At 58.0% G+C, this 21,417-nt stretch carries 10 protein-coding genes; 5 read left to right on the top strand and 5 right to left on the bottom strand.

Features of this window, described 5'->3' with window-relative positions; all coding sequences use genetic code 11:
- Positions 1 to 66: 66 nt before the first annotated feature.
- Complete coding sequence (locus EDB95_RS08335; RefSeq protein ID WP_133992534.1) at positions 67 to 1,488, bottom strand: tetratricopeptide repeat protein; 1,422 nt, start codon at positions 1,486 to 1,488, stop codon at positions 67 to 69.
- Between the two features lie 210 nt (positions 1,489 to 1,698).
- On the opposite strand from EDB95_RS08335, the gene EDB95_RS08340 reads away from it, so the two are divergent.
- Positions 1,699 to 2,079 (top strand): hypothetical protein, encoded by a 381-nt coding sequence (locus EDB95_RS08340; protein WP_133992536.1) that lies wholly within the window; start codon positions 1,699 to 1,701, stop codon positions 2,077 to 2,079.
- Here the strand turns inward: EDB95_RS08340 and EDB95_RS08345 are convergent.
- From EDB95_RS08345 to EDB95_RS08360, 4 genes are all read right to left on the bottom strand, one after another.
- Entirely contained in the window at positions 2,076 to 2,828 is a 753-nt protein-coding gene (locus EDB95_RS08345; protein ID WP_133992538.1) for a hypothetical protein, read from the bottom strand. The two genes, EDB95_RS08340 and EDB95_RS08345, sit on opposite strands and share 4 nt — an antisense overlap.
- Positions 2,829 to 2,831: 3 nt before the next feature.
- The gene (gene yidC / locus EDB95_RS08350) at positions 2,832 to 4,676 is read right to left on the bottom strand and encodes a membrane protein insertase YidC (protein ID WP_133992540.1); all 1,845 of its coding nucleotides are present in this window, start codon (positions 4,674 to 4,676) and stop codon (positions 2,832 to 2,834) included.
- Between the two features lie 67 nt (positions 4,677 to 4,743).
- Positions 4,744 to 6,393: a CTP synthase gene (locus tag EDB95_RS08355; protein ID WP_133992542.1), complete on the bottom strand. Its 1,650-nt coding sequence runs from the start codon at positions 6,391 to 6,393 to the stop codon at positions 4,744 to 4,746.
- Positions 6,394 to 6,598: 205 nt separating this feature from the next.
- Positions 6,599 to 9,208 (bottom strand): hypothetical protein, encoded by a 2,610-nt coding sequence (locus tag EDB95_RS08360; RefSeq protein WP_133992543.1) that lies wholly within the window; start codon positions 9,206 to 9,208, stop codon positions 6,599 to 6,601.
- Positions 9,209 to 9,584: 376 nt separating this feature from the next.
- Here EDB95_RS08360 and EDB95_RS08365 point away from each other — a divergent pair, with 376 nt between their 5' ends.
- The 4 genes from EDB95_RS08365 to rpsL all read left to right on the top strand — a co-directional run bounded on the left by EDB95_RS08365 (position 9,585) and on the right by rpsL (position 21,400).
- Complete coding sequence (locus EDB95_RS08365) at positions 9,585 to 17,552, top strand: gliding motility-associated C-terminal domain-containing protein (protein WP_133992545.1); 7,968 nt, start codon at positions 9,585 to 9,587, stop codon at positions 17,550 to 17,552.
- Between the two features lie 20 nt (positions 17,553 to 17,572).
- The gene (locus tag EDB95_RS08370) at positions 17,573 to 18,568 is read left to right on the top strand and encodes a PorP/SprF family type IX secretion system membrane protein (protein WP_133992547.1); all 996 of its coding nucleotides are present in this window, start codon (positions 17,573 to 17,575) and stop codon (positions 18,566 to 18,568) included.
- A gap of 11 nt (positions 18,569 to 18,579) precedes the next feature.
- Positions 18,580 to 20,553, top strand: coding sequence for an OmpA family protein (locus EDB95_RS08375; RefSeq protein WP_133992549.1), 1,974 nt, complete (start codon positions 18,580 to 18,582; stop codon positions 20,551 to 20,553).
- Positions 20,554 to 20,995: 442 nt separating this feature from the next.
- Positions 20,996 to 21,400 (top strand): 30S ribosomal protein S12, encoded by a 405-nt coding sequence (gene rpsL, locus EDB95_RS08380; RefSeq protein ID WP_133992551.1) that lies wholly within the window; start codon positions 20,996 to 20,998, stop codon positions 21,398 to 21,400.
- The last annotated feature ends 17 nt before the right edge of the window (positions 21,401 to 21,417 follow it).

The following is a 21,417-nucleotide window of genomic DNA, read 5'->3' on the forward strand; positions in this document are numbered from 1 at the left end:
CGCAAATATAGGGAGGGGGAGCCAATTACGGGCGGGTGCAAACGTTAAAATGGGTGAGCGTGCGCTTTAAATCGACTTATTGCGCTTGTAGCGCGCAATGATGTCCACCACCTGCTGGTGCTGGAGGAGACGGGGACTCAGGTCGATAAGCTTGCGGATCAGTTTGGGGGCCTTTTCCATGGCGACTTCCAGGAGGTTCAGGGCCTCCTTGCTTTTGCCTTGTGCAAAAAGGATCGCGGTTTTGTAAAACAGGAAAACGGGTTTGCTGCCGGTTTCCTCGTAGGCGGTCTGGGCGTATTCCTCGGCCTCGTCCAGCAGGTTCCCTTTCATCAGGCATTCCAGGAGCGCGCTCCAGCCTTTGATGCTTTTAGATTTGGCCCGGATGACGTTGCCGAAATATTCGATGGCGTCCTGGTAACGGCCCAGCTCGACCATGCACTCTCCCATCGCGAGGTTGAACTCGGGTTGGAGGGGTTGTAACCGCAGGGCGTTTTGCAGTTGCTTGACGGCGCTCTCGGTCTGACCTTCGTTGATATAGGTGCAGGCGATCTTATAGTACAGCTTGCTGTCTTCGGGGTTGAGGTGGGAGGCCTTTTTGTAGTAGAAACGCGCCTGAGCGTAGTTGCGGAGCTTGTCGTAACAGTGCCCCAGGGCCTCGTAGATGACGTCTTCCGGTCTGGACAGCTCGATCACCTTCTCCAGGGGCTCTATGGCTTCCTTGTAACGGTGGAGACGGATAAAGGCGTCGGCCATGTTCCGGTAGGCGAAGTCGAACTTTTCATCGATGGTGATGGCATATTGATAGGCATCGATGGCTTTTTCGTATAGCTTCAATCCCTGGTAGGCCGCGGCCAGGTTGAACCAGGCCAGCTCGTTGTAGGGGAATTCCTCCAGGATCCGCTGGTGGACCCGGATGCTTTCTTCGTTGCGGCCGGTAAAGTCCGTCCAAAAGCATATTTTATAAAGGGCTTCCTCGTTGTTGGCGTCCGCTTCCAGGATGAGTTTGAGACAGTCGAAGACCTTGTCAAATTCTTCGTAGTCGTCATAGACATCGGCCAGCTCGAACAACAGTTCTATGCGCTCGTCGTCCTCGAACTGGATGATGGCTGATTCCAGGACCTCCACCGCCTTGGCTTGCAGGTCGAGGGCCAGGTAGGCGTCCGTTTTCAGGATGTAAATATTGATGTCCCCACTGTCCATCACTTCCGCCTGGTCGAGGAGTTCCAGTGCTTCCCGGTAGCGCCGGGAGGCGATCATGAGGTCCGCCTTTTTGACCATAAGGACGGAGGAATAGGGGTATTGCTCCATCGCCAGCTCCGCGGCCTGCATGGCCTGGACCAGCTCGTTGCGGTCGTCAAAATAGTCGATGATGCGTTCGAAAGATTCTTCTTCGAGAAAGGAATGGCGCCTGCCCGCCTTCATATTTTCGTACTGCCTCAGTAATTCTTTCAGCTCTTCACGGTCCTGTCTAAAGGAGTGGTCTCTCATACAATGTGGTTACCGTAAGTTAAGTTATTTTGATAAAAATAGCCGGCCTTCACCCAACAATTTTTACCTATCTGCGTTAATTATATATGAAGGGCTTCCCATCTGATGCGACAACTGGTCCGGTAAAACCGGGTAAATAATCGGCGAATCGTAAAAGGTGCGTTAAAAAAAAGTGCACGACTTGCTAAAAAAATTGTAAATTTGCAGTATATGTTCCGTAAAAAATCCATACGGCTAACGGCTATGATGGGGATGTTGCTCCTGGCGGCTACCGCCTTGCATGCCACGTCCTACCATTACACGGGTACCGGCGGTGATAAAAAGCGGGATGTACATAAGGATACGCCCCTCGTATTTCCTTTTTCCAACCTCAAATCGACGGCTGCCCTCCAGTTGTCCCTCAAGACCGGTTTGCAGCCGGGTCTCCAGTTCACCGGCGACTTTACGGTACCCACACCGAGCCAGGACCAGACCATCATGAACGTGCACTCGCTCATGACCTATCAGAAGGGTAATACCATCTACATTTACCCGTACAAACAGCCGATGCTGCTGACGAAATTCAGGACGCCCGAGCGGGTCCTGCATTAATGCAATTTCTTACTTTCCGTATAGGACATTTCCCGGTATCCCGTCTTGGGGATGTCGAATTTTGTGCTGGGCACCGGGTCCAGTGATATTTTTACCGCCTGGTAGGTCACCTTCGACGGCCCCATGCGGCCTTCGTACGACAACGGCAGGCCCGGCAAAGGGGTAAAACGATAGCTGTATTCCTTGTTTTGGGGCAGGAGTTCCGGGGTGTACCAGATCAGGAGGGTATCCCCGGCCGGCGTGCGGCCGATCACCTTTTTGCAGGGATAACCCGCGATGGTCGCCGTGTCTCCCGTGTAGGTATAGGTCATCTTATAGGGTTTCCCCAGATCGTCGAAGTCTTCCTTGCCCATCCGGATCAGGATCTTTTGCTGCCCGTATTCCTGGAGCAGGGCACCCGCGTGGGTCAGGCTGCTGTAAATGGTGCTGGTGGAGCCGAGGCTCCCCGCAAAGTCGGTCCGGGTCCTGGACCCTTTTAGCTGGAGGGTGAACGAAGCAGCCGCAAGGATAGCGGCTTCGTCTTTCGAAGCGCCGTCGGAGACGAGCTTATACGTAATGGTCCCCTCGGTCATCATGCGAACCGGGGGGACCTTTGTGGTATCGGGGTGGAGGTGCGTCGTGTCGGCGCGCGAAGCGGAACCCGCGTTTTGGGCCCGGAGCGGCGCCCCCGCGAGCAGCGCCAGCGCGAGCAGCCCCGCGGTCAGGGCGGCCAGGACCGCCGTTCCCTGTATGGCCTTGTCCGCGGACAAGGCCTAGCGCTTTTGCGTCTTGTCCTTCATATCCTGGACCTTCTTCTGGGTCTCCTGGATTTGTTCCAGCCGCTCCGCCCATTTGGATTTGGCCTTTGGCTTTTTCTTGTTTTCCTGGAGCTGGGCGTGGATCTTTTTCTCGTCGATGATGAACTTCTGGATGACGAGCTGGATGGCAAGGGTGATGACGTTGGACACCGTGTAGTACCAGGTCAGACCGGCGGGCAGACCGTTGAAGACGCCCAGCAGCACAACGGGGAAGATGTAAGGCATGTACTTCATCATCGGGTTGTTCTGATCCGGGGTCATGTTCATGTTCCAGATCTGGATGAGGAAGCTGCTGACGATGGCGGTAAGGGTAAACAGGCTGACGTGGTCACCGTAGAACGGGATCTTGAAACCGAAGTTGAAGATCGAATCGTAGGTGGACAGGTCGTGGGACCACAGGAAGGACTGCCCCCTCAGGGCGATATTGCTGTTGAAGAAACTATACAGGGCAAAGAAGATGGGGATCTGTAGCAAGGCGGGGATACAACCACCCAGGGGGTTGACGCCCGCGGTCCGGAAGAGCTTCATTTGCTCCACGCCAAAGGCTTGCTGGTCGTCCTTGTATTTCTTTTTGAGTTCGTCGATTTCCGGCCGCAGGACGCGCATTTTCGCGCCGCTGAGGTAGCTTGAATAGGTGAGGGGAGAGATCACGAGACGGATAAAGAACGTCAGCAGAAGGATGACGATCCCGAAGTTGGAGACAAAGCCGTGGAAAAAGTCGAACACGGGGATGACGATCCAGCGGTTGAGGTACTTGACAAACGCATAAATACCGTTACCCATCTGTACGTTTTCCTCCAGGTGAAGACCGTAGGTCTTCAGGAGGTGGTATTCGTTGGGGCCCATGTACCATTCCAGGGGGATGATGGCCGTACCGGCGGAAGGCGGCAGCTTGATCTGAAGACCGGCCGTGGTTTTGACCAGGTCATGAAGGCTGTCGCTGTTGGCTTCCCAATGGAGGGAAGCGCCCATCTTGTTGTCCTTGGAGATCAGGGTGTTGTTGAAGAAGCGTTGTTTCGTACCGATCCAGGTTACATTTTCCAGGTTTTTATCCCCGGTGCTGGACAGCGTCTTATAGTCGTAGCCGTCCTGGTCGTAATAGGACAGGGCGGTGGTCCGCTTTTCGTAGGTGACGTCGCGTTCCTGCGGTTGGGCGGTAAAAGACCAGGTAGCGTTCAAGGCATTTTGGGGCAGGAGTTGCAGGGCTCCGTCGATCCGGATATTGAGCTGCAGCATGTACTGGTTGGGCTGCAGGACATATTCATGTTGGACGGCGTGGCCGAGGGAATCCTTGAGGGTGTAACGGAGGACCTGGTTACCGCCTTCCTGCTGGACGCCGGTGGTCGAGAAAAAGAGATCCTTGGTGGCGGCAGCGTTGGAGCCGGTCTGGATCAGGTAGGAGAATTCCTGACCGCCGTCGGCGACCAGGTATAGCGGCGTCCCATCGAAGCGCTTGTACTTTTTGAGTTCTACGATCTTTGGCTGGCCGCCCCGGTTGCTAAAGGTGATCCGGACGAGGTCGTTTTCAAGGATGGATGTTTGCTCGGAACCCGCAACACCGGCGGAAAAAGAACCGGCGGTGGTGCTCCTCAGAAGGCTGTCCAGGTGTAGCGAATCCGCGCGCCCGGCGGTGGTGTTCACGGCAGGCGTCGCAGGGTGCAACGCCAGCGAATCCTTTATATGCTGTTGCTGTTTTTGCAGATTTCCCTGTTCGCGCTGGGCAATAAAGATGTAGCCGATCAGGAGCACGACCAGGAGTGCGGTACCGATGATGGTATTTCTATCAAAACCATTTCCCATAAAAAAGTGCGTCAATTGAGCCGCGAAGGTAAGACAAGTGGCCGGAACGGCCGCTTCTTTGCGGCCTTTAGATCAATTCACTCTGCAAAAGCGGGTTTTTGACCGCATTCAGCCGCTCGTTAAAGGCCTTGGCGGCCGCTACGAAGTGGACGAACAGGGGGTGGGGGCGTTCCACGGTGCTTTTTAGCTCGGGATGGAACTGAACACCAATGAAAAAGGGGTGGTTGGGGAACTCCATGATCTCGACAAGACCGGAATCCGGGTTTTTCCCGGAAGCAACCATGCCGGCGGCCTGGAAGCGTTCCAGGTAGTCGTTGTTGAACTCGTAGCGGTGGCGGTGGCGTTCGTGGATCAGGCTTTCTCCGTAGATCTTGTGGGCCAGGGTGTTGGGTTCGATGAGGCAGGGGTAGGAGCCGAGCCGCATGGTGCCCCCCTTGGCGGTGATCTTTTTTTGCTCCTCCATCATGTCGATGACGGGGTGGGGGGTATCGGCGGTCATTTCCGTGGAGTGGGCGTCCTTCAAGCCAAGGACGTCCCGGGCAAATTCGACCGTGGCCATTTGCATACCCAGGCAGATACCAAAGAAGGGCAGTCCTTTTTCCCGTGCATATTTGATGGCGCTGATCTTGCCTTCCGTCCCGCGGTGGCCAAAGCCGGGGGCCACCAGCAGACCGTCCAGGTTGGACAGTTTTTCAGCCACGTTGTCGTCGGTGATGAACTCGCTGTGCACATTCTGGATCTGCACCTTGCATTCGTTCATGGCGCCGCCGTGGACAAAGGCCTCCAGGATGGATTTGTAGGCGTCCTGGAGCTCGATGTATTTCCCGATCAGACCGATGGTGACCTTGGACTTGGGGTATTTGAGCTTGTCCAGGAATTCCTTCCAGCGGGAGAGGTCGGGTTCGCCGTAGGATTGTATGTTGAGGCTTTTGAGGGCGATCAGGTCTAGCTTTTCGCGCATCATCATCAGGGGGACTTCATAGATGGTGGCGGCGTCCGCGGATTCGATGACGGCCTCTGTCTTGACGTTACAGAACTGCGCGATCTTGCGGCGGATATCGGTGGAAAGGGGTTCTTCGGTGCGGCAGACGAGAATGTCGGGATGTACGCCGTTCTCGCTGAGCATTTTCACGCTGTGCTGCGTCGGTTTTGTCTTGAGCTCCTTGGCGGCCTTGAGGTAAGGGATCAGGGTCAGGTGGATGACGAGACAGTCGTCTTCCGGCAATTCCCACTGGAGCTGACGGACGGCCTCTATAAAAGGAAGGGATTCGATGTCCCCCACGGTGCCGCCTATTTCGGTAATGACGACGTCGTACTTGCCTTCCGAACCCAGCAGGAGCATCCGGCGTTTGATTTCGTCGGTGATGTGCGGGATGACCTGCACGGTTTTTCCTAAATAAGAACCTTCTCTTTCTTTATTAATGACGGTCTGGTAAATGCGGCCCGTGGTCACATTGTTGGCCTGGGAGGTATAGATGTTCAAAAAGCGTTCGTAGTGTCCGAGGTCGAGGTCGGTTTCCGCTCCGTCTTCGGTCACATAACATTCTCCGTGTTCGTAGGGGTTGAGGGTCCCGGGGTCGACGTTGATATACGGGTCGAATTTCTGGATGGTAGCCGTGACTCCCCTGGCTTGTAAGAGTTTGGCCAGCGAAGCGGCAACGATACCTTTACCCAAAGACGAAGTTACCCCACCGGTAACGAAGATGAATTTTGACATAAAAAAATAAATAAGCAACCACATCTTCGAGGGAAGATCTGGCGGCAATTCTGATGATAAATAAGTGTTACGCGACCAGCGGACGGGCTGGGTTTCCGAAAGTCCGGGAGGTCATGCAAAGGTAAGGAAAAAAAGAAAAAAATAGAGCGGGCCCTGAACTTATTGTCCATGCCCGCTCTGGATGGCTGAATGACTAAAGGCCGGTTTAGTGATTAATGGCCCGTTTAACACTGACGTCTTCCGACTGCCCTTGGAATTCAAGAGGGGGCAGTATATGAAAGGGAAACCTCTGCCGGATTTTGTCAGCCTCCTGCTCCGCAAGCATGGAGAGCTTTTGTTTGCGCAAGGCCAGGTATGCGGTTGATTCCATCTGGTAGCACCAATGGTCCATGAGGTTGAACCGGGCCGGTTTGGCCAGGGACTGGATATGGTGCACGGATTCCAGCATCTTGTCGTATTGGCCGTTCATCAAAAGCCGTACGGTCTTTACCTGGTAGAGACACATGGAGACGATCCGCGCGCCGTCGACCGGTGACTCGGAGCGGAGCACATTTTCGACGTGGGAGAGGCAACGGGTATAGGCCTCATCGTCTTCTTCATAAAGATAAAACCGTGCTTTGACCACCAGTGCCAGCAAACGGAAGGGGTCGTGGGACCGCATCTTCAGGGAGGGGATTTCCGCAAAAATATATTCCGTCACCCTTTCCAGGTGTTTATATTCCCCGAGCAGGAGGGCGCAGGTGATGAGCAGGTACACGTTCAGCTCGTCCTTTAAGGAAAGAATGGTATGGTCCGAAAGGACCATGTATTCTTCGAACTGGTCGATCTTGCTCCGGGTAAGCGGATCGGGTGTTTTTCCCATCAGGCATTGATAGATAAAAAGACACAGCTCGGATGGTTGTAGTGCGCTCCCTTCCCTGTTCAGGGGGGGAGCCATGGACCGGAGCAGGGCGACCTGTGTATCGATGGTCGCGCCGTCGAGCTGGTGCAGCGCCGTCAGGAAGTAGGCGCAGGCGACAGCCGCCCGGTCGTCGTCCCTGGTGAGGATCCGCATCAGGGGTTTGTATAAGAAACCCTTCCGGTTGCCCTGCGCTTCATAACAAAGGAAGTTCCGGAGGAAATAGGCCTTGAACGCGGCATCTTCCAGCAGTTGCTGGAGCAGCCGCGTATAGCGTTCATCCGTGGAGGGCTGCACCAGGAGGAATTCAAACAGGAGCGCTTTCCGGGAAAGGGGCACGACCTGGCAGAACAACCGGCCTATGGCATCATAGGCGCCCTGATCGATGGCGTAGAGCAGTACCCATTGAAGGACACCCGTCTGGTCGGGGCAGTACGTACCCCCGGACAGCAGGTCCTGAAAAAGCTCCGGGGTGAGTTCGCCGTTGTGGGAGGACAGGCAAAAAGTAGCGATAAAAAAGCGGGCGACGTATTCGTTGTGGAAGTGGACCCTTTTGACGGGGATGGACCGCTGCCCCTCGTGGTTGTCTTCTTCGAGCACGTGGTCGGTCAAGAGTTTCCGGTAGGCTTCCTGGACGCGCATGTCGCCGCTGAACAACCGCACCTGGCCAGGTGGGATCTTCATCTTCAGGTTCTGGGTGTCGTCCATGATCCTGCGGAGGATGGCCATCTTCAGCCCGTAGTCCGGGCTGTTCATGACCTTACCGCGTATATAGTGGCCGATGACGCGATGGATGAGCGACTCTTCGTGGATAAGCGGGAAGGCCGGCGTGTCCATGAGCGAACATGTCAGTTGAAGGAAAGGCGGGAATTCCAGGAGGCGGATAAAGGCGTCCGATAAGGTAGCGACCGTCTCGTCGGGAAGACCATGGTTTCTCAGGACCTCGCCCACTTCGGGGGGCGATAACGGCGGGAGGGCAAATACCTGTACCGATTCGGGTTGCTCCACCCGCTCTTCCTGGGGTGGGGGCCAGGTGGCCGAGCCGTGGATACCCAGCGGTGTATAGAGTGCGTTCCAGGCTTCCGGCCGGGCGGCTAAGATGACTTTCAGCCAGGGTGTGCGGGCCCTGGAGAAAACCAGGTCCATCAGCTTGGCATAGATGATCCTGAGTTTGTCGGCGGCAATGACTTTTTCATCGATCCCATCCACCAGCAGGACAAAGCGGCCGTCCTTCTCTGTGGCATTGGCTTCGAAATAATCCAGGATGTTCTCGCCCCCGCCGAGGTTCAACTGGTTGTCCAGCCAGTCTTCCATCGAAAAACCCCGGTTGACGAGGGTGTTGAGCTGGTGCAGGTGGACGAACAGGCAGATGTCGTTGGGGCAAAGACAGGATTCATTAAGCCAGAACGACTCTACCGCCTGGACGAGGCTGATGGATTTTCCGCTGCCGCCGGGGCCCAGGATGACCGATACCGCGGCGTCGGATTCCAGGAAGTGACGGAAAGGGATGACGTCGGTCCGGACGGTCGTCCGGGCGAACTCCATACCGCAGTTGTTTTTGATGGCTTCCGCGGTGTAAAAGGAGATCTTGCCGGTCTTGGACTTCACCTCTTTCCATTTGGGGTGGAATTCCTTTTGGGGGGATTGTTGTTGCCGGTAGTGTTCAAGGAAAAATTCCCAATTTTGGAACCCTGCGTATTCCGAAAGGGCGTTCAGGGTGTACACCGAAAAGTTGAACGTCTGGGCGGCAAACCCAAAAAAACGTTTGATAGTGGTTTCACTAACGATCTTCCCGGTGGCGTCCCTGACCACTACGGAGAGATCCTTACAATCGCTTGGTTGTAATTGTGTCGCGTTGAATTTCTGCAAAACCTCCAGCTGCAACTGCTGGATGGCTTTCATGGGTGCGAGCCTCATAGTCCTAATACTTGATCTGGTTAATAATTGGGTTTCCTTGGGCATAAAAGGTTTCCCAACGCAGATAAGGCATTGTACAAAACAGGTAAATGGCTTGTAAGGCTCTTACAGTGAAGATAAGGTCAGTGAGGAAGGGTTTTTCTATAGAGTACGACTCCAATATAGCAAAAATTTAACAAAGTGAATATATTTTTTTGAATGAATAAAATGAATGAATTCCCGCAAGGTGAATGAACTGCTCCTTCTTCACAAAATATCGACGCCCTATTTTCGTTCGCGATAAGCCAAACCACAATAGATAGCAATCCAACCTTATTCTGACCCTATATTATGAGTTGCCTCAGAAAACGTATCACTGCAAACCAAAATAATACCTATGCTTGGTTACTTCGGCTCTGAGCCAAGCAAAAGGCGCTTCGCTTACAAAGCCCTTTTGCCCGTCATCTTGCTCGCCTGTACCCTTTTGACTGCGCCTCTGACTACCCGTGCTCAAAGGGTTTATGCAACGTCACAGGACAATGGTGTGAACGGTATCTGTCTCCTCTGCGGGGTCAGTAATCCTTCCAATCCTGTAAACAACGCCAACCTCAACGACTATTCCACCTTTAACATCACGGTGGGGTTGTTGGGCGTGAACGTTTACCAGGACCTGATCTTCCCCAGCGTCAACCCGGATCTTGGTTGCGATTCCCTGGTCATTGGGATCGGCAATAACGGTTCGTTGTTGACGGCAGCCCTGTTGGGCGGCGTTACGATCCAAACTTACAACGGGTCGACGGCCAACAACGACGTCACCAACGTGACGACCAACAACCTCGAATTGTTAAGCACCGATACGACGCGGGCCAACATCGTCGTGCGGCCCACCGCCGCCTTCGACCGGGTTCGCATCAGCCTGAATTCTTCTTTGGTAGGCGCCCTCTCAGGCTTCCGCCTTTACTATGCGTTTAGGGACAAGACGATCGTGCCCGCGTCCACGTTATCGGGCGGGGACTCGGTTACGGTCTGCGCCGGTAATACGGTTACCCTGACGGCCTCGGACAGCATCACGGGGACGACCTTTAATTGGTATACGCAGGCGACCGGTGGCACGGCCGTTTTTACGGGGAACAGTTTCCAGGTAACACCGGCGTCTACGACGACCTATTATGTGGAAGCGGACCTCGGTTCCTGCGCCAGCGCCACCCGGACGGCCGTGACGGTCGTGGTCAACCCGCTCCCGGCCACGCCTTCGCTGGTCAATGCGGCCGTGACGGTTTGTTCGGGCAACCCCGCCACCTTTATGGTACAAAGCCCGCAGGCGGGCACCACCTATAACTGGTATACGGTGTCCACCGGTGGAACGCCCGTGGCGACGGGGACAAGTTTTACCACGCCCGCCGCCACCGCCACCCAGAACTATTACCTGGAAGCCGTGTCGGCCACCACGGGTTGCGCCAGTGCGTCCAGGGCAACGGCCGTCCTCACGGTCAACCCAACCCCGGACTCCGTCCAGATTACGGGCTCCAGCTCGGTGACGGTCAACCAGGGCCAGACGGCCACCTTCTCGGTCAGCTCGCCCGATCCCACCCTTACCTACAATTGGTACGACGCCCCCACCGGCGGGGACCTGGTCGCCACCGGATCCAGCTTTACCACCCCCGCGATCTATGCCCCCACGAGCTACTATGTCGGGGCGGTATCTAACCAGGGTTGCACCAGCACCAGCCGGACCAGGGTCACGGTCAACGTATTGACCCCTAACAATATTACCTGCGGCCTCGCGAATACCCAGCAAAGCCCCATCATCAGCGGCGTCTGTCTCCTGTGTACCGTCAATAACGGAAACCTGGCGGTGGACGGTGATCCGAGCACGGCCTCGACCATCGTCTCGACAGTGGGTGCCCTGGGCTATGTCGGCCAGTTGCTGGGCTTCCCCAACACGTATCCCGCGGGGGACAGCATCATCCTGGATCTGCAGATTCCGGGCGCGACCCTTTCGGCCAACCTTCTGGGCGGCGTACAGGTCACGACCTATCTCAACGGAACGTCGAACAACGACGCCCAGAACCTGGCCGACACCGTTGTCCGCCTCGAACTGCTGGGCACGGGGAATACCGGGCGTTTCCGGGTCATCCTGCCGTCGGCGAACACGTTCAATCAAGTGCTGGTGTCCATCAATGGCGTGGTCAGCGCCCTGACCAACCTGGATGTCTATGACGCCGCGGCCCTGGTGCCCCGGCCCACGGCCGCCAGCACCCTTCTGGTCAACTGCGGTCCTTCTTCGGATACGTTAAAAGCGACCGGGCCCAGCGGCGCCACCTTCAACTGGTACAATACCGCTACCGGAGGGACGGCGCTGGCCACCGGTTCGACGTATGTGACGCCGGTGATCACCACCAATACCACCTATTACCTGGAGTCGTCGCAGTTTGGTTGCGCCAATGCCGTCCGGACCGCTGTGACGGTGGACATCAATACACCGCCCCCGGCCCCCGGTCTGACAACGCCCTCTGTGACGATCTGTAGCGGGGATTCGGCGACCTTGTCGGCCACGGTTCCGGCAGGGGTGACGGTGAAATGGTATGCCGCCGCCACCGGCGGTACCGCCCTGGATTCCGGGGCCGCCTTTACCACCCCGGCCCTGAGCGCAACGACCATTTATTATGCGGAGGCTTCCTCGGCAGGTTGTGTCAGCGCTACGCGGAGCCAGGATACGGTAAAGGTCAATCCCACGCCGGTCACGGCGGTGGTGAATCCCTCTTCCACGACGATCAGCGCCGGTCAGTCGGCCACCCTGACGGCCAGCTCCACCACCACGGGTGTCCAGTTCAACTGGTATACCCAGGCCACCGGTGGAACGCCGGTCTTTACCGGGCCCAGCTATACCGTATCGCCCACCGCCACGACCACCTATTATGTGGTGGCGGTCAATACGACGACAGGGTGTGCGGCTTCGGTCCGCACCGCCGCGACGGTAACCGTCCTGTCGGGGAATGGCCCCGCCGTGCCTTGCGGCTCGGCGACTTCAGAAACGACGGCGGTGAACGGCCTTTGTGTCGGTTGTTCGGTGAGCAACGAAGCACTGGCGGTGGACGGCAACGCCGTAACGGGGTCAACCCTCAACGTGACCCTGGGTCTGTTGGGGGGGAATGCCCAGCAAACCCTGATTTTCCCCTTCACCGCGGACGCAGGGGATACCATCAGCATCAAATTCGTGGCACCGGGGACGAACCTGAGTCTTGGGCTCCTGGGGTCCATACAGGTCACCACGTTCAACGGCAACAATTCGAACAACGACCAGCAAACGGTGGGCAATTCCGCGCTGATCACCGCCAACCTTTTTTCAGGAAGCGGTGATTCGGCGATCATCTCCTTTGCACCCAAGAGCGCCTATGACCGGGTACAGGTACAGCTCAACGCCGGCCTCGCGGGTGTACTGACCAGCATCAACATCGACTACGCCGCCAGCACCAAACCCTCGCCGACCCTCCTGGCGGATACGGTCACCGTCTGTTCGGGTTCCCAGGCTACCCTGACCGCTATTGCGCCTCCGGACGCGATCTTCAACTGGTATACGACGGCCGGCGGCGGAACCCCGGTCTTTACGGGCGCCTCCTTCCAGACACCGGTACTCACCGATACGACCGTTTATTATGTGCAGAGCACGGCCACAGTGAATGGGTGCGTCAATCCCGAAAGAACACAGGCCGTGGTAAACGTGCCGGCTCCCCCGGTGGCGCCCACCGTTGCCCACAACAGCGTATCGGTCTGTACGGGCAGCACCGCCACCCTCATCGCCAGCGCTCCTGCGGGCGACACGGTCAAATGGTATACGACGGCCAGCGGCGGCACGCCCGTCTTTACCGGGGATACGCTGGTCACGCCCGCGCTCGACAGTACTAAAACCTATTACGCGGGCGTCGTGAGCCCCACAGGGTGTACCAGCGCGTCCAGGACGACGGTCGTAGCCAATGTGGTGGCATCGCCCGCGACGCCAACCGTCACTCCGGCAAATGATACTATTTGTGCGGGGGGTAGCGTACAGCTTGTCGCCACCTCGACCACCCCGGGTGTTCAGTTCAATTGGTATACCTCCGCAACCGCCGATACCGCTGTCTTCACCGGCGCCACCTTTACGACGCCGGTGCTCGACAGCAGCGCGACCTACTATGTCTCTTCGGTGGCCGGCGCCTGCGCCAGCCCGGCCCGGGCAACGGCCACGGTGCTGGTGAACCCCCGGCCCGCGGCGCCCACGGTCAATGTCAACCCCGCGTCGGCTACGGTTAATGCGGGCAACACCGCCACGCTGAGCGCCAGCTCCACGACGACCGGCGCGACCTTTAACTGGTATACCACGGCCACGGGCGGAAGCCCGGTATTTACGGGTGCTACATATGTAACACCGGCCCTGACCAGCACCGTCACCTATTATGTGGAATCCGTGGGGACCAGCGGTTGTACGTCTACAACCCGGACCGCCGTCACCATTACCGTTATCCCCGGGATCAACCTTTCCTGTGGGATCGCGAACCAGCAAACCAACCAGGTGAGCGGGCTTTGCATCGGTTGCTCGGTGACCAACCCGGGCGGCGCCGTTGACGCGGATACCACCACTTTCTCGACCCTGAGCATCGGCGCCAGTGTGGCCGGTTCGGTGTCGCAGACCCTTATTTTCCCCGAGGTCAGCCAACCCGGCGACAGTATTCAGATAGAACTGTCCGCTTCCGGCACGGGCTTGTCCGCGGCAGTACTGGGGGCCATCCAGGTGTCCACTGCCGATGGAAGCACGGCCAACAACGACGCGACGGCGCTCAACAGCTCGCTTATTTCAGTAAATCTCCTGGGGTCGAGCGGTCATGCGGTGATCAGCTTTGCACCCAAGAGCCCGTATGACCGGGTGACCGTCACGCTGAACGCGGGTCTCGTGTCCGCCCTGACCGGGGTCAATATTTACTACGCCACCGACCAGGTGTCCGCGCCGGTTGTCGCCAACAAAAACCTGACGATCTGCTCCGGTACAAAGGCGACCCTGATCGCTACGACCTCTGTCAACGCGGCGGTAGAATGGTTTAGCACACCCACCGGCGGGGTGGCCATCAGTGCGGGGGATACGCTCGTCACCCCGGCCCTGACCGCCACGACGACGTACTATGCGGAAGCCTTGCGGAAGTCCGACAGTTGCGCCAACACGAACCGTGTGCCGGTGACCGTCAGCGTGGTCTCCGCACCGGTGGTGCCCAGTGTCGCACCAAATCCCGATACGATTTGCAGCGGGCAGACCGCCGTCCTCCAGGCCACGGCCACCGGCGGTGCCACCGTGCAGTGGTTTGACAGCGCCAGCGGCGGAAGCCTGCTGGCCACAGGAAACGTCTTTACCACCCCCGCGCTGACATCGGGTAAAGCCTACTTTGCCGGTACCACCAACGGTACCTGTACCAGCAGCACCAGGGACAGCGTATCGGTGATCGTGGGCCTGGCGCCCCAGACACCGGCGGTCGCTCCTGCCGACACGACAATCTGTTCCGGTCAGGCCGTGACCCTGAAAGTGTCGCAACCGCAGACCGGCGTGGTCTACCACTGGTACACCGTGCTCAGTGGAGGAACGCCCGTCTTTACAGGCAATACTTTTGTGACCCCCGTCCTGACGTCCGGTGTCACTTACTATGTCGAGGCGGTCAACAGCGCGTCCCAGTGCACCGCTCCTTCCGCCCGCACCGCGGTGACGATCAGCGTGAGTGCCGTACCCGGCACACCGGCGGTGACGGCGTCCACGGTGACGGTGTGCAGCGGCCAGCCGGCCACGGCTTCCGTCAGCAATCCGCAAACCGGCGTCGTTTACCAGTGGTTTGACGCCGCCGCCGGTGGAAACCTGCTCTTTACCGGGGCCTCCTATACCATCGCGTCGGCTACCGCTCCGGAAACCGTCTATGTACAGGCGGCTTCGGCAGGCGGCTGTAGCGCCGGTACCCGGACCCCGGTGGCCATCGCGGTCGATTCCATACCTTCCGCACCCCAGCTCCAGGCGACCAGCGTGGCCCTGTGCGCGGGCGGTACGGCGACCTTTACCATCACGTCGCCCCAGAGCGGTGTTACCTACACATGGTATGACGCCCCCTCGGGCGGTACGCTCCTGGCCACGGGCACCAGCTATACAACGCCCGCGCTCAGCGCGTCGGCGACGTACTATATCCAGGCGGCCAACGCCGCAGGATGTACGGGATCCTCCCGGACGGCCGTCAACGCCAACGTCACCCAGGTCCCGCCCGCGCCGACCGTTACGACCTCTCCCGTGGCGATTTGTTCGGGCGGCCACGCCACGCTCCAGGTACAGAACCCACAAGGAGGAACCGTGTACAACTGGTATGACGCATCCACCGGGGGCAACCTGGTCTTCCAGGGAAACCCGTTCGTCACCCCCGACCTGACCAGCGGTACGACCTACTATGTGGCGGCCGTCAATGGGTTGCTGGGTTGTACGAGTGCGTCGAGAACCCAGGATGCCGTCACCATCGTTACCCAGCCGTCGACACCGGCCCTTGTCAATTCCGCGGTGCAGCTTTGCGCCGGGGGGAATGTAAGCCTCCAGGTACAAAGTCCCCAGGCGGGTCTTGTGTATACCTGGTTGAGCTCGCCTACGTCGGCCACGCCCTTGTTTACCGGGACCAATTATATCATTGCGGATGACACGGCTTCCGGCACGTACTATGTCTCCGCCGCCACCAGCGGCGGCTGTACCAGCGCTTCGGATGCCGTGGCCACCGTGACGGTCGATCCCACGCCCGGCAATCCCGCCGTGCAAACCCCGGCGATCACGGTTTGCCCGGGCAATACCGCCAGCTTCTCTGTAAGTAATCCGCAGGCAGGCGTTACCTATAGCTGGTACGGGAGCTCGTCCGGCGGTGCGGTCCTGGGTACTGGGTCCACCTTTACGTCCCCGGTCCTGGCCACCACGACCGATTATTATGTAGGGGCCGCCAATGCAGGGGCGTGTACGAGCCCCGGTCTTACCATGGTCGTTGCTACCGTGTCCAACAACCTGACGCCCCCCCAACTCGTGGCGTCGCAGGTGGACGACTGTAGCGGGCAACCCGCCCAGTTCGTGGTATCCAATCCGCAGGGTGGTCTGACCTACAACTGGTACGACGCGCCCACGGGTGGGAACCTTGTATTTACCGGTGCGGTGTATACCCTGAATGGGCCGCTGTCCAGCGATACGTTCTACGTCGCCTCCAGCGCCTCTTCGGGGGCGTGCGTCAGCGCGTCCAGGTCGCAGGCAGTCCTGACGGTCGTGCCGTTGCCCACCGCCCCGTCCCTCGTGACCTCGGGTGCCCAGGTCTGTCAGGGGGGGAATGTCAGCTTGCAGGTCTCCAACCCGGTGAGCGGGGATACGTATGATTGGTATACCGCTGCTTCGGGCGGGTCGCCCGTATTCACCGGTACCGTATACAACCTGAGTGACGTCACCGCCTCGACCGAATACTTTGTGGAATCGGAGTCAAGCGGTTGTCCCAGCGCTTCCCGGACGCCCGCCACCGTATCCATCGCCGCACCGGCCGCTACCCCGACGGTGTCGGCTTCCTCCACGGGCGTGTGTGCGGGGGATGATGCGATATTGACCGCATCCTCGACCACCGCCGGAGCCACCTTTGATTGGTATGCCAGCGCATCGGGAGGCACGCCGGTCGCCACGGGCAACACGTATACAACGGGCCCGCTGACCTCCGATACGACCTTCTACGTGTCTGCCGTTACCGCCCAGGGGTGTACCAGCGGCTCGACGCGGACCTCGATCGCCCTGACCCAGCTACAGCCCCTGGCGGCCCCCACGGTGACCGTCCAGACCAGGACGCCTACTTCTGTCACCTTCCAGTGGACGCCCGTTGCCGGGGCCGTGGCTTACCAGGTGAGCCTGGACAGCGGGGTCACCTTCGTGGCGCCTTCGTCGGGCATCACCGGCACGACGGAAACGGTCAACAACCTGGCACCCAACGAATCGGTCACCTGCGAAGTGAAAGCCCTGGGCGCCGCCCCCTGTCAGACCAGCACGGCTTCCGCCCGCGCGGCCGGTGTGAGCGATAACCCGCTGGGGGATAACATTTTCGTACCGAACGTCTTTAGCCCGAACGGGGATGGCGTCAACGACATCCTCTATGTATACAGCAACGCCATCGCGACCATGGTGTTCCGGGTTTACAACCAGTGGGGACAAGAAGTCTTCGAGTCGCGCTCGATCAACACCGGCTGGGACGGCACGATGGGCGGCCAGAAACAACCCGTGGGCGTGTATGTGTACGTGTTACAGGCGGTCATGCAAGATGGAACGACCGTCACCAAAAAAGGTTCCGTCACCCTGATTCGATAATGATCCATAAACTCATTGATATGCGCAACCTATTTTTAACCGCCGCTTGCCTCCTGTTTCTCGGGCGTTCGTTTGCCCAGGTCGATCCTCATTTTTCCCAGTATTATGCGTACCCGTTGTATCTCAATCCGGCCATGACGGGTGTGATCGACGGCGACATGCGGGTCAACCTCAACTACCGTAACCAGTGGAACAATATCACCAATCCCTTTACGACGGCAGGGCTGTCGGCGGAGTGGGTGACCGACAAAAACATCAATATCGGGGTCAACCTGCTCAACCAATCGGCCGGTGACGCGGGCTACAATTACTTCAACGGGTATGCGTCCGTGGCCTATACTGGGGTCAAGTTCGGCGCCCGGCAAATGACCCACCTGACCCTGGGGATCCAGGCCGGCATACTCAATCGCAAGTTCGATCCGTCCAAATTCCAGTGGGGCAGCCAGTACAACCCGCTGACCGGTTATGACCCCAACGCCCCGTCCAATGAGACGATCACCCGGACGTCCTCCAGCGTTTTCGACGCCAACTTCGGGGCCTTGTTGTACGACGGGAACCCCGCGCACAGGGTCAACACCTTTGTAGGGGCGTCCGTGGCGCACCTCACGCAACCCAGCGACCCCTTCCTGGCGACCAACAATTATCACCTGCCCATGCGCTATACGGTCCACGGGGGGGCGCGCATCGTCCTCTCCGACGAACTCAGCATCACCCCGAACGCCATTTACATGCGGCAGGGGAACGCCGACGAAACGATGTTCGGGGCCTACGCCCAGATGGTGATCACCGACATCAGCGACCTGATGCTGGGACTCGACTACCGCGTCAACGACGCCATCGTCCCTTACCTTGGCTTCCGCTACCAGGACATTACGGTCGGTATCAGCTACGACGCCAACGCGTCCAACCTGACCCGCCTGGCCAGCGGCAGCAATGCATTCGAACTGTCGCTGTCGTATACGGCGCACAAGAAACGGGTTTTTCCGAAGGAACACTTTTTTTGCCCAAGATTATAAATTGACCGACCATGAAACGACAAACGTATTCCCTGCTTGCGGTCCTGCTTACGGCCTCCGGCGTGCACGCTCAGTTCGTGGCGGACTATAAACGGACGGCCGACGTATTCTACGCCAGACAGGACTACTATTCGGCGGCTCAGTATTACGTCAAGGCCCTCGACAACAAGCCGTACGCGCAACCCGGATTTTTCCCCTATGCGACGGACGTCAACAAACACCCGTCCAAGACAAGCCGGATGCACCAGTACGAGGACCTTGTCTATCACCTGGCTGAGTCTTACCGGCACTACAATGACTTTGTCAGCGCCTCGAAATGGTATGAGCAAGCCACCCAGTTCAGCACCACCTATCCCCTTGCCCGGTATTGGTACGCCGTCTGTTTGCGGGCGCAGGGCCGGTTTGACGAAGCCCTGTCGCAGTTCCAGCAGTTCCGTTCCGCCTACACCACCCAGGACGACATCCAGGCGTCCGCCGACAAGGAGATCGCAGACTGCCAGTTTGCGTCCCAGGAAGCCCGGCGGACCAACTCGCCCTTTACCGTGTTGAAAATGGGCGGGGACGTCAACGTGGGCGGGGCCAACTATGCCCCCGTCTGGTGGGGGAACGCGCTGATGTTTACGTCTTCCCGTTCTTCGGTACCGACGCTCAAGGCCGCTGGGGGCAAAAGCCCGTATATCAATCACCTCTATACCGCCGGCACGGATACCGCCCAGGCCCAACGCCTCGACCTGCCCGGTCAAAGCATGGAGCAAGGCGTGTCCGCACTTACACCGGACGGTCTTACCCTTTATCTGACCCAGTGGTCGGTGGGTAAGGATGGGCGAAAAACAGCCGGTATTTATAAATCCGTGCGGTCCGGGACCGCCTGGACGGCGCCCCAGCCTGTGGTGGACGCTCCCGCAGGGTTTTCGAACATGCAGCCCGCGGTCAGCACCGACGGGAAGGTCCTGCTTTTTGCCTCGGACCGGCCGGGCGGATCGGGGGGCTTCGACCTTTGGTACGCCAGCCTGGACAACAATGGTGTCCCGGGCACCCCGGTGAACCTCGGTCCGGGGATCAATACCGCGGGGGACGAAGAGGCCCCCTATTACGACGCCTTCTCCCGGACCCTGGTCTTCAGCACCAACGGCAGGGTGGGGATGGGGAACTTTGATCTTTTCCAAAGCCTCGGCGACCTGTCCAACTTGAGTACCCCCGTCAACCTGGGGGCCCCCCTCAATTCGCCCAAAGACGACATTTATTTCACCAGCGCCCGTGCCGGGGGGAAATTGTTCAAGGAAGCCTATGTAAGCTCGGACAGGGCTTCCAACTGCTGTCTGGAGGTGTTTAAGGTCACCCGTCGCGGCAAACGGATCAGCGGGGCCGTGGTCGACTGCGAAACCCATCAACCCCTGGACGGGGCCAAGGTGTCCCTGATAGACACGACCGCCGGGAAAGTGGTCGGACAGGTGACCCTGGACGCTTCCGGAACGTATGGCTTCGACCTCGACGATCCCGGAAACTTCAAGGTGGTGATGGAAAAGGATAATTATTTTTCCAAAAGCCTCCGGGTGCACGCGGACGACATGGTCCCCGTGGACACGCTGGTAGACAAGGAAGTCTGTTTGCGGCACTATGAGCCCAACCGGCCCATCGTGCTTCAAAATATCTTTTATGACTACAACAAGGCCACGCTCCGGCCCGAATCCGCCCTGGTGCTCGACACCCTCGTCACCATCCTCGACGAAAATCCGACCATGGCCATCGAAATGGGCGCCCACACAGACGGTATCGGTGGGGAAAAATACAACCTCAACCTCTCCGACCGCCGCGCCAAAGCATGCGTAGATTACCTGATATCCAAGGGGATAGACCCCGCCCGTCTGACCTGGAAGGGGTACGGCAAGTGCTGCCCGATCGCCCCCGAAAAGATCAACGGCAAGGACAACCCCGCCGGCCGCCAGGTCAATCGCCGGACAGAATTTTCCGTGTTGCGCAAATAATTTTCGCGGGGCGAATGGTTGAATTGTCTGCAAGTTGGTTTTTAATATATAGTGTGTAGGTAGTAGAATTGGTTAATCAGCAGTTCTTGACACGGCGGCCCCTTTCCAGGGGCCGCCCTTTTTATTTTTATTCCTCATACCGATCCTCAAATCCCCGACCAAAGGCCAGATCGCGCCGCGCGCGGGGTGGAGGGTGTCTATTTAGCCCTTTTCCTCAGCAGCTAAAAGGGCTCGCAGTCGTTAAGATCGGCTGAGGAAAAGGGCTAAATAGACACCCTCCACCCCGCTTCGAGGGCTGTCAGGCCTTATGGTAGGAGATAAGGGGCGATAGCCAATGGGTTTTTTAGAGGGAAATTCTTTGAGGTATCAAAAAAAGGTGGCGACAATTTTGGGTATTAAGGATTAGTGCTTACCTTTGCCGTCCTAAATTTACAAGGACAAAATGCCTACGATACAACAGTTAGTAAGAAAAGGTAGAGAAATCATCAGGGCCAAAAGCAAGTCCAGGGCCCTGAGTAACTGTCCCCAGCGCCGGGGAGTTTGTACCCGTGTGTACACCACCACGCCTAAAAAGCCGAACTCCGCGCTTCGTAAAGTAGCGAAAGTACGTTTGACCAACAAAGTGGAAGTCATCGCCTACATTCCGGGTGAAGGCCACAACCTCCAGGAGCACTCCATTGTCCTGGTGCGCGGAGGTCGTGTGAAGGATTTGCCGGGTGTACGTTACCACATTGTCCGCGGTGCCCTGGATACTGCGGGTGTAAAGGACAGGAAGCAGAGCCGTTCCAAGTACGGTACGAAGCTGCCTAAGAAGGGTGCTCCTGCCGCTCCTGCCAAGAAGAAGTAATCATTATCAAATTATTA

Source organism: Dinghuibacter silviterrae, assembly GCF_004366355.1.
GTDB lineage: Bacteria > Bacteroidota > Bacteroidia > Chitinophagales > Chitinophagaceae > Dinghuibacter > Dinghuibacter silviterrae.